9 protein-coding genes are annotated in these 9,906 nt (G+C 66.8%); 8 read left to right on the plus strand and 1 reads right to left on the minus strand.

Going from position 1 to position 9,906, the window contains the following annotated elements; translation table 11 throughout:
• The first annotated feature begins 40 nt into the window (after window positions 1-40).
• The 8 genes from FNM00_RS09160 (at window position 41) to FNM00_RS09195 (ending at window position 9,312) form a co-directional block, all read left to right on the plus strand.
• Entirely contained in the window at window positions 41-442 is a 402-nt protein-coding gene (locus tag FNM00_RS09160; protein ID WP_143913141.1) for a TraR/DksA family transcriptional regulator, read from the plus strand.
• A gap of 50 nt (window positions 443-492) precedes the next feature.
• A complete protein-coding gene (locus FNM00_RS09165; RefSeq protein ID WP_246065134.1) occupies window positions 493-966 on the plus strand; it encodes a signal peptidase II in 474 nt (157 codons plus the stop codon).
• Window positions 963-1,895, plus strand: a complete 933-nt coding sequence (locus FNM00_RS09170; protein WP_143913143.1) for an RluA family pseudouridine synthase — start codon at window positions 963-965, stop codon at window positions 1,893-1,895. Before FNM00_RS09165 ends, FNM00_RS09170 begins: the two co-directional genes overlap by 4 nt.
• 109 nt (window positions 1,896-2,004) lie before the next feature.
• Window positions 2,005-3,228, plus strand: coding sequence for a pyridoxal phosphate-dependent aminotransferase (locus FNM00_RS09175; RefSeq protein ID WP_143913144.1), 1,224 nt, complete (start codon window positions 2,005-2,007; stop codon window positions 3,226-3,228).
• Window positions 3,229-3,324: 96 nt separating this feature from the next.
• Complete coding sequence (locus tag FNM00_RS09180; protein WP_143913145.1) at window positions 3,325-4,308, plus strand: ATP-binding cassette domain-containing protein; 984 nt, start codon at window positions 3,325-3,327, stop codon at window positions 4,306-4,308.
• A complete protein-coding gene (locus FNM00_RS09185; protein ID WP_143913146.1) occupies window positions 4,305-5,108 on the plus strand; it encodes an ABC transporter permease in 804 nt (267 codons plus the stop codon). Before FNM00_RS09180 ends, FNM00_RS09185 begins: the two co-directional genes overlap by 4 nt.
• Window positions 5,109-5,236: 128 nt before the next feature.
• Window positions 5,237-8,776, plus strand: a complete 3,540-nt coding sequence (dnaE, locus tag FNM00_RS09190; protein ID WP_143913147.1) for a DNA polymerase III subunit alpha — start codon at window positions 5,237-5,239, stop codon at window positions 8,774-8,776.
• Entirely contained in the window at window positions 8,773-9,312 is a 540-nt protein-coding gene (locus tag FNM00_RS09195; RefSeq protein WP_143913148.1) for a hypothetical protein, read from the plus strand. Before dnaE ends, FNM00_RS09195 begins: the two co-directional genes overlap by 4 nt.
• Here the strand turns inward: FNM00_RS09195 and ybaK are convergent.
• On the minus strand, window positions 9,256-9,744 hold the full coding sequence (ybaK, locus tag FNM00_RS09200) for a Cys-tRNA(Pro) deacylase (protein WP_143913149.1): 489 nt from the start codon (window positions 9,742-9,744) through the stop codon (window positions 9,256-9,258). The two genes, FNM00_RS09195 and ybaK, sit on opposite strands and share 57 nt — an antisense overlap.
• Between the last annotated feature and the right edge of the window lie 162 nt (window positions 9,745-9,906).

Genomic DNA, 9,906 nt, shown 5'->3' on the forward strand with positions numbered 1-9,906 from the left:
TGGACTTGCCTCGGTGGCGGCTCCGGTCTACTGTCCCCGCATGCCCAGTACGTCATTGACGGTTCGTGCCGACGAGGATCCGTGGACCGATGAGGAGATCGAGCAGGTCCGCGCCGAGCTTCTCGGTGGCCTGGATCGACTCGCCGCCGAGCTGAAGACCTCCGCGGCGGAATTGCGCGATCTGCTCGCCTCCGGAGTCGACGGTGCCGGTAACGATCAGGCCGATGTGGGCTCCACCAGCCTCGAACGCGATGCGGAGATGTCCCTCGCCGCCAACCAGCAGGAACTGCTGAGCCAGACCGAGAAGGCGCTCGAGCGACTCGATGACGGCACCTACGGCATCTGCGAGAACTGCGGCCAGCCGATCGGCAAGTTGCGGCTCCTCGCCTTCCCACGGGCTACGCTGTGCATGGAATGCAAGAGGAAAGAAGAGCGCCGCTGAGTAACGCAGCCAGCGCCACGCCCCCGAGTCCCCGCCGATCGCGCATCGGCTTGTTCGCTATCGTCGCCGCCGTCGTCTGGGGCATCGACCAGATCTCCAAGATCCTCGCGGTCGCCTATCTCGAGGGTGCCGACAGCATCACCGTCGTGCCCGGAGTGCTGTGGCTGTCCTTCTTGCGGAACCCCGGTGCCGCCTTCGGCACCGGAGCGCAGTTCACCATCGTCATCAGCGTGATCGCGATCATCGCCACCGTGGTGCTGTTGTTCATGGCCCGCCGCCTGCGGGACCGGTGGTGGGCGGTGGCCTTCGGCTTCTTCCTCGCCGGAGCGCTGGGCAACCTGACTGATCGGATCTTCCGGGCCCCCGGGGCCCTGCACGGGCACGTGGTGGACTTCCTGAAGCTGTTCGACTGGTTCGTGTTCAATATCGCCGACCTCTCCCTCAATATCGCCGCGGTGATGATCGTCATCCGCGCCTTCCAGGGCATCGGTCTGGATGGCACCCGGGAGGAGGTGAAGCGATGAGCGAGCACGAGAGCAGGTCGGTCTATGTGCCCGAGGGGCTGGCGGGGGAGCGTGTCGATGTCGCGCTCTCGCGGCTGTTCGGGTTGTCGCGCACTCGTGGGGGTGAGCTGATCGCGGAGGGTCTCGTGCTCCTCGACGGGGTGGCCCCGGTCAAGTCCGAACGTGTCGACGCCGGCGTGCTGCTGGAGGCGCAGATCCCCTCGGCACGTGTCGCCGAGGTGGTGGCCGAGGTCGTCGAGGGCATGGACATCGTCTTCCAGGACGACGACATCGTGGTGGTCGACAAGCCCATCGGGGTCGCTGCCCATCCGAGTGTCGGCTGGGAGGGTCCGACCGTCTCTGGGCATCTCGCCGGGGCAGGGGTGCGGATCTCTACCTCCGGCGCGCCGGAGCGCCAGGGCATCGTGCAGCGTCTCGATGTCGGCACCAGTGGGCTCATGGTCGTCGCGAAGTCCGAGCAGGCCTACTCGGTGCTGAAGCAGGCCTTCCGCGATCGGACGGTCGACAAGACCTATCACTCGCTCGTGCAGGGCCATCCGGATCCTCATACGGGAACGATCGACGCGCCGATCGCCCGCCATCCCAAGCACGATTTCAAGTTCACGGTCCGCGGCGACGGGCGTCCGAGTATCACGCACTACGACACTCTCGAAGCGCATCGTTATGCCTCGCTGCTGACGATCAAGCTCGAGACGGGGCGTACGCATCAGATTCGCGTGCACATGAGCGCCTTGAAGCATCCGTGCGTCGGTGATCTGCAGTACGGTGCCGATCCGACCCTCGCCGCGAAGGTCGGTCTGGAGCGGCAGTGGCTGCACGCGGTGCGGCTGGGCTTCGATCATCCCCGCTCGGGCGAGTACGTGCAGTTCGAGTCTCCGTACCCCGCCGACCTCCAGCACGCCCTCGACATCGTCCGCGACCTCTCCTGATCCCGAACCCGTTGCGTGTGGGGGCACCTCCCACGAGCGCAGCGAGTAGGGGGAACGTCCACACTCGACGGGTTCCCGGGCCTGGTGGGGGAGGTGACAGAATGTGGTCATGAGTCCTGTGGTGCGTCAGTCCGAGAAGTTGCGCGATGTCCTCTACGACATCCGAGGGCCCGTCAGCGCCCGCGCCGCGGCCTTGGAGGCCGAGGGCCACCGCATCCTCAAACTCAACATCGGCAACCCACAGCCCTTCGGATTCGACGCTCCGAGCGAGATCCTCCAGGACGTCATCGCCGCGCTGCCTACCTCCGCCGGCTACTCCGACTCCCGTGGCATTCAGCCCGCCCGCCGAGCCGTCGTGCACCACTATCAGCTGCAGGAGGGCTTCCCGGCGATCGACATCGACGATGTCTGGCTCGGCAACGGCGTGTCCGAGCTGATTCAGATCGCCCTGCAGGCGCTGCTCAACAACGGCGACGAGGTGCTGATCCCGGCCCCGGACTATCCGTTGTGGACCGCGGTCACCAATCTCGCCGGCGGCGTACCGGTCCATTACCTCTGCGATGAGGACAACGACTGGAACCCCGACCTCGATGATCTGGAGTCCAAGATCACCGACCGCACTCGGGCGATCGTGGTCATCAACCCCAACAATCCGACCGGAGCGGTCTACAGCCGCGAGACCCTCACGCGGATCGCCGACCTGGCCCGGCGGCACGATCTCGTGCTGATGGCCGATGAGATCTACGACAAGATCCTCTACGACGATGCCGCGCACATTCCTATGGCGAGCATCGCCTCGGATGTCCTCACGCTGACCTTCAACGGCCTCTCGAAGGCCTACCGCGTGTGCGGATACCGCTCGGCCTGGCTGGTCGTCACCGGTCCGCTCGAACGCGCTCACGACTATCTGGAGGGCATCACGCTGCTGGCCTCGATGCGGCTGTGCCCCAATGTCCCGGCCCAGAACGCGATCCAGGTCGCGCTCGGCGGCTACCAGTCCATCAAGGAGCTGATTCTGCCCGGCGGACGGCTGCTGGAGCAGCGCGACACCGCCGTCAACGAGCTGGAGAAGATCCCCGGTGTGAGCGTCGTGCGCCCCCGCGGCGCCCTGTACGCCTTCCCGCGCCTGGACCCCGAGATCTATCCGATCGAGGATGACCAGCAGCTGGCCTTCGACCTGTTGGTCAGCGAGAAGATCCTCATCACGCAGGGGACCGGGTTCAACTGGCCGCAGCCGGACCATCTGCGCATCGTGACGCTGCCGTGGGCGCGCGACCTGGCCGAGGCCATCCAACGTCTGGGCAACTTCCTGTCGAGCTACCAGCCGCGCTGATTCTCGTGCCGACCGATTCTGTCGGCGGCCGGGTCTAGCGTGTGCAGAGCGAGGCGTCGTCGGTCGGCGGTGCCGTGGTCACGATGAGGAGACCCGATGGGTGAGATGATCCAGGCTCGGGGCCTGGTCAAGAGATATGGCGAGGTCGAGGCACTGTCCGGTCTCGATCTCACGGTGCCGCAGGGCACCGTGTTGGGGTTGCTGGGCCCGAACGGAGCGGGCAAGACGACCGCCGTCCGGATCCTGACCACCTTGCTCAAACCCGATGACGGGGAGGCCGAGGTCGCCGGAGTCGATGTCATCGCGGACCCGAACGGTGTGCGCCGCCGGATCGGCCTGTCGGGGCAGTACGCCGCCGTCGACGAGTACCTCACCGGCTTCGAGAACCTGCAGATGGTGGGGCGCCTCTACGGCATGAGCGCCAAACGCGCCGGAGCGCGGGCCAAGGAGCTGCTCGAGCGCTTCGGACTGACCGACGCGGCCGATCGCCCCTCCAAGACCTACTCGGGAGGCATGCGCCGCCGGCTCGACCTGGCCGGTGCCCTGGTCGCCGAGCCTCCGGTGCTGGTACTGGACGAGCCCACCACCGGTCTGGACCCTCGCAGCCGACAGCAGATGTGGGACGTCATCAGGGATCTCGTCGGCTCGGGAGCGACCCTCCTGTTGACGACGCAGTATCTCGAGGAGGCCGACCTCCTCGCCGACAACATCATCGTCATCGACCAGGGCCGCGCCATCGCCGAGGGCACGGCCGATGAGCTCAAGTCGCAGACCGGCGGAGAGCGGATCGAGCTGGTCGTCGCCGATGGGGCCCGGACCGATGATGCCGCCCGGCTGCTGGCCGAGATCGCCGCGGGAGACGTCATCCGACGTGATCGCGGTCTCTCGGCCGCGGCGAGCGGGGACGGCGCGGGTCAGCTGCGTGCATTGCTCGACCGTCTCGCGGAGGCCGATATCGCCCTGCTGGACATCGGCCTGCGCCGACCCACTCTCGATGATGTCTTCCTGGAGCTCACCGGCCACGTGGCCGAGGCGGACGACACCCAGACCGATGACGCGACCGAGGAGGTCTCCCGATGAGCCCGCTGCGGGTCGCCACCGACGGCTGGGTCGTCGCCAAGCGCAATCTGATCAAGATCAAGCGTGTGCCGGAGATCATGGTCTTCGTCCTCATGTCGCCGATCATGTTCGTGCTGCTATTCGCCTATGTCTTCGGCGGGGCGATCGACGCCGGGCCCGGACTGGACTACAAGGAGTTCCTCATCGGCGGCATCTTCGCGCAGACCGTCGTCTTCGGCGCGACCTATTCCGGCGCGGCCCTCGCCGAGGACATGCAGAAGGGCTTCATCGACCGGTTCCGCTCCCTGCCGATGTCCCGTTCGGCGGTGCTCGTGGGGCGTACGACCTCCGATGTCGTCTACAACATCGTGTCGCTCGCCGTGATGGCGATCACCGGACTGTTCGTGGGCTGGCGGGCGCACGGATCGATCGCCGAGACGATCGCCGCCTTCGCCCTGCTGCTGGTGTTCGCCTATGCGATCAGCTGGGTGATGGCCTTCATCGGCCTGATCGTGCCGAGTGTCGATGTGATCAACAACGCCTCCTTCCTGGTCATCATGCCGCTGACCTTCGTATCGAACGCCTTCGTGCCGTTGGAGTCCTTCCCGTCGGGCCTGCGCCATGTCGTGGAGTGGAACCCGGTCTCGGCCATCACCCAGGGAGTCCGCGAGCTCTTCGGCAATGTTCCCGAGGGCATGGAGGTCCCCGATGTCTGGTCCATGCAGCATCCGGTGCTCTACACGCTGCTCTGGATCGCCCTCATCCTGCTGGTCTTCGTGCCGCTCTCGGTGCGTCAATACCAGCGCAGCACCAGCAAGTGAGCGTTCCGCGCCGCCCGCGCCCGGAGCGCCTCGCCGATCCACCGAGTCCGTGGGCGTAGGCTGAAGTCCTTCCCCGACGCCGCCCCCGTGGGCACCGAGCCACGTCATGTCTGGAGGCCACCACCGCGATGCCGAGCAACTCGAGCTTTGTGCACCTGCACGTCCATACCGAGTACTCGATGCTCGACGGGCACGCGTTGCTCGACGGGCTGTTCGAACGGACCGCCGAGCTGGGGATGCCGGCCATCGCGATGACCGACCACGGCAATGTCCACGGCGCCTATGACTTCTGGTCCAAGGCCCGCGATCACGGGGTCAAGCCGATCATCGGCATGGAGGCCTACCTCACACCGGGCACGCATCGCGGCGAGCGCCGCCGGGTCCGGTGGGGCAAGGGAGACACCGCCGAGGAGAACGGCAATGACGTCGCCGGTGGCGGTGCGTACACGCACATGACCATGCTCGCGACGAGCACCGAGGGCATGCACAACCTGTTCCGCATCTCCTCGCGGTCGAGCCAGGAAGGCTTCTACTACAAGCCGCGCGCCGACCGCGAGCTGCTGCAGGAGTACGCCTCGGGCATCGTCGCCACGACGGGCTGCCCGTCCGGCGAGGTCCAGACCCGATTGCGGCTCGGGCAGTACGAGGAGGCCCGCCGCGCCGCGGGGGAGTACCAGGAGATCTTCGGCAAGGAGAACTTCTTCCTGGAGCTGATGGATCACGGCCTCGGGATCGAGAAGGTGGTCCGCGACGATCTCCTCCGCCTGGGCCGTGAGCTCGGCATCCCACCGGTGGCCACCAATGACTCGCATTACACCCAGCCCGACGATGCCCAGGCCCACGATGCGCTGATCTGCATCGCCTCGGGCAAGACGCTCAGCGATCCCAAGCGCCTCAAGTTCGACGGCGGCGGCTACTACATCAAGTCGGCCGCCGAGATGCGCGAGATCTGGGAGGACACCTACGACATGAAGGAGGCGTGCGACAACACCCTCCTGATCGCCGAGCGTTGCGATATCGACTTCACCGAGTCCACCGGCGGCTACATGGCGCGCGCCAAGATCCCCGAGGGCGAGACCGAGGAGTCCTGGTTCGTCAAGGAGGTCTGGAACGGCATCCGGGCGCGCTACGGAGACGACTTCTCCGATGACGTACGCGAGCGCACCGAGAAGGAGCTCGAGGTCATCCGCACCAAGGGCTACTGCGGGTACTACCTGGTGGTCGCCGACTTCATCCAGTGGGCCAAGGACAACGGCATCCGCGTGGGGCCGGGTCGTGGCTCGGGTGCCGGATCGATCGCCGCCTACGCGCTGCGCATCACCGATCTGTGCCCTTTGCAGCATGGGTTGATCTTCGAGCGCTTCCTGAACCCTGAACGTCCCTCGATGCCCGACTTCGACATCGACTTCGACGAGCGTCGGCGCGGCGAGGTCATCCAGTACGTCACCGACGCGTACGGCTCCGATCGCGTCGCGCAGATCGCCACCTTCGGCCGGCTCAAGGCCAAGGCCGCGATCAAGGACGCCTCGCGGGTGCTCGACTATCCCTTCGCGATGGGCGAGAAGATCACCAAGGCGCTGCCGGCCGATGTCATGGGCAAGGGTGTGCCCCTGTCGGAGCTGTTCAACGAGAAGCACAGCCGATACGGCGACGGCAAGGACTTCCGCGAGCTGCACCAGAACGACCCCGATGTCCGCAAGGTCTTCGAGGTCGCGCTCGGGTTGGAGGGCCAGATCCGCCAGTGGGGCGTGCACGCGGCCGGCGTCATCATGAGCAGCGAGCCGCTGCTCGACATCGTGCCGATCATGAAGCGCGAGCAGGACGGCGCGATCATCACCCAGTTCGACTACCCGATGTGCGAGTCGCTCGGGCTGGTCAAGATGGACTTCCTGGGTCTGCGCAACCTGACCGTCCTCGACGACGCGGTCGAGAACATCAAGGCCAACCGCGAGCACGATCTGGTGCTCGAGGACATCCCCTTCGACGATCCCGAGACCTACAAGCTGCTCGGCCGCGGCGACACCCTCGGCGTCTTCCAGCTCGACGGCGGTCCCATGCGCCAGCTGCTGCGCATGATGCAGCCGGACAACTTCGAGGACATCTCGGCCGTCATCGCGTTGTACCGTCCCGGCCCGATGGGCGCGGACAGCCACACCAACTACGCCAAGCGCAAGACCGGCCGGCAGAAGATCGACTACATCCACCCCGAGCTCACCGAGGCGCTCAAGCCCATCCTTGGCACCACCTACGGCCTGATCGTGTATCAGGAGCAGGTCATGAGTATCGCTCAGGAGCTGGCCGGTTACACGCTCGGACAAGCCGACAACCTGCGCCGCGCGATGGGCAAGAAGAAGCGCGAGGTCCTGCAGAAGGAGTTCGTGGGCTTCGAAGGCGGCATGATGGAGAAGGGCTTCTCCAAGGAGGCCATCAAGACGCTCTGGGACATCCTCGTCCCCTTCGCCGACTACGCCTTCAACAAGGCCCACTCGGCCGCCTACGGTGTGGTGTCCTACTGGACCGCCTACCTCAAGGCGCACTATCCGGCCGAGTACATGGCCGCGCTACTCACCAGCGTCAAGGGCGATAAGGACAAGTCGGCCATCTATCTCGGCGAGTGCCGTCGGCTCGGCATCAAGGTGCTGCCCCCCGATGTCAACGAGTCCTTCCAGAACTTCACCACCGTCGGCACCGATATCCGCTTCGGTCTGACGGCGGTCCGCAATGTCGGCACCAATGTCGTCAACGAGATGGTGCGCACGCGCGAGGAGAAGGGGCACTACACGAGCTTCACGGACTTCCTGGACAAGGTGCCCGGACAGGTCTGCAACAAGAGACTCGTCGACTCGCTGATCAAGGCCGGGGCGTTCGACTCGCTGAACCACCGGCGAAGGGCGCTCAACGCGGTCGCCGAGGAGGCGGTCGACAGCTACGCCGCGCTCAAGAAGGGCTCGGAGTTCCAGGACTCGCTGTTCGGTGGAGGGGAGGACGATCAGAAGGTCGTCAGCATCGTCCTGCCCGATGTCGGCGAGTGGGACAAGACCCAGCTGTTGAGCTTCGAGCGCGACATGCTCGGGCTGTATGTGTCCGATCACCCGCTGGCGGGGCTCGAGCACATCCTGCGGGCCAGCAGCGATGTCTCGGTCGGCGATCTGATCGAGGACACCGAGCGCCCCGACGGCACCTCGGTCAAGATCTGCGGTCTCATCACCAATGTGCAGCGCCGCTTGTCCAAGAAGGGCGATACGTGGGCATCGGTCACGATCGAGGACCTCGAGGGCTCGGTCGATGTCATGGTGTTCCCGGCCGCCTACAATCTCGCGGCCCCGGTCCTCGTTCCGGACTCGGTCGTGGTGGTCAAGGCACGGCTGCGACGCGGCGACGACGGCATCGACCTCTCGGCCCAGGAGATCACCCGTCCCTCCATGACCCAGGGCCGGACGGATGCTCCGCTGACGGTGACGATGCCGGTCGGGCTGTGCACACCGGAGACGGTGTCCTCGTTCAAGAGTGTGCTCGCCTCGCATCCGGGCGTGACGGAGGTGCATCTGCGCTTGGCCGGCCGTGACACCGTCAAGACCATGCGATTGGACACCTCGTTACGCGTGTCGACCAGCTCGGCGCTGTTCGCGGATCTCAAGGAGCTGCTCGGCCCCGGATGCCTCGGATGACCAGGACCCGGCTCAGTGCTGCCTTGCTGGTCGTCGTCCTCGCGGCGTTGGCGGGGATCGCCTGCGGATTCTTGTGGCTGCTGGTCGCCCAGCCGGCGCAGTGGCTGTACACCGAACAAGGACTGGTGCTCGATGAGGCCGCGGCGGGTCACCAGTTCGGGATCGTCGCCTGGTTCGTGGTGATCGGGGGAGTCGCAGGTCTGATCGGCGGCTGGGCGGTCGAGCGGTGGCGCACGCAGGACGGCTGGATCCTCGTGCCGCTCGTGGTGGTCGCGGGTCTCGTGGCCGGGCTGCTCTGCTCGCGCGTCGGGCTGGCCTTCGGGCCGCCGGACCCGGCCGGTGTCACGGGCATCGAGGTCGGTGACCGTGTCCCGCTGCGCTTCACCCTCGATGCCTTCTCGCCGATGTTGTCGTGGGTCATCGGCGGGCTATTGGGGCTGGCCGCCTCGGTCTACGTGCGTCCCGCCGCCCCGCGCGACTCAGCGGGCGATAGCAGCGACGACGGCGTCGGTGACGCCGATCAGATCGTTCGGTGACACCTCGGCCTCGAGCCCGCGGCGTCCGCCGGACACGAAGACGGTCGGCCAGCCGGTGACGCTCTCGTCGACCACGGTCCGCAGCCGCGTGCGCTGGCCGAAGGGCGAGATTCCGCCGACGACGTAGCCGGTCGCTCGCTGTGCGGCCTCCGGGTCGGCCATCGTCGCGCGCTTCGCTTCCAGTGCCGCCGCAGTCGCTTTGAGGTCCAGTCGAGCAGACACGGGGACCACCGCCACCGCGAGACTCCCGCCGAGGTCGATCACCAGGGTCTTGAACACGCGGGCCGGGTCGAGTCCGAGCGCTTGGGCCCCCTCGAGACCGAAGGATTCCGACCGCGGATCGTGCTCATAGGAGTGCGCGGTGGCGCGCACTCCGGCGCGTCGCAGCGCGAGGAAACCAGGTGTGCTCTCCGGGCTCGTCTTCTTGGCCATCCGCCCACCGTAGACGTCGCCGCTGACTTCGTCCGCGAGTGGTGCAATCGTGCCCGCGAGTGGTGGGGGGGGGGGGGGGGGGGGGGGGGGGGGGGGGGGGGCCGGGGGGGGGGGGGGGGGGCGGGGGGGGGGGGGGGGGGGGGGGTGGGGGGGGGGGGGGGG

The sequence above is a fragment of the Aeromicrobium piscarium genome (genome assembly GCF_007421815.1).
Classification (GTDB): Bacteria; Actinomycetota; Actinomycetes; order Propionibacteriales; family Nocardioidaceae; genus Aeromicrobium; species Aeromicrobium piscarium.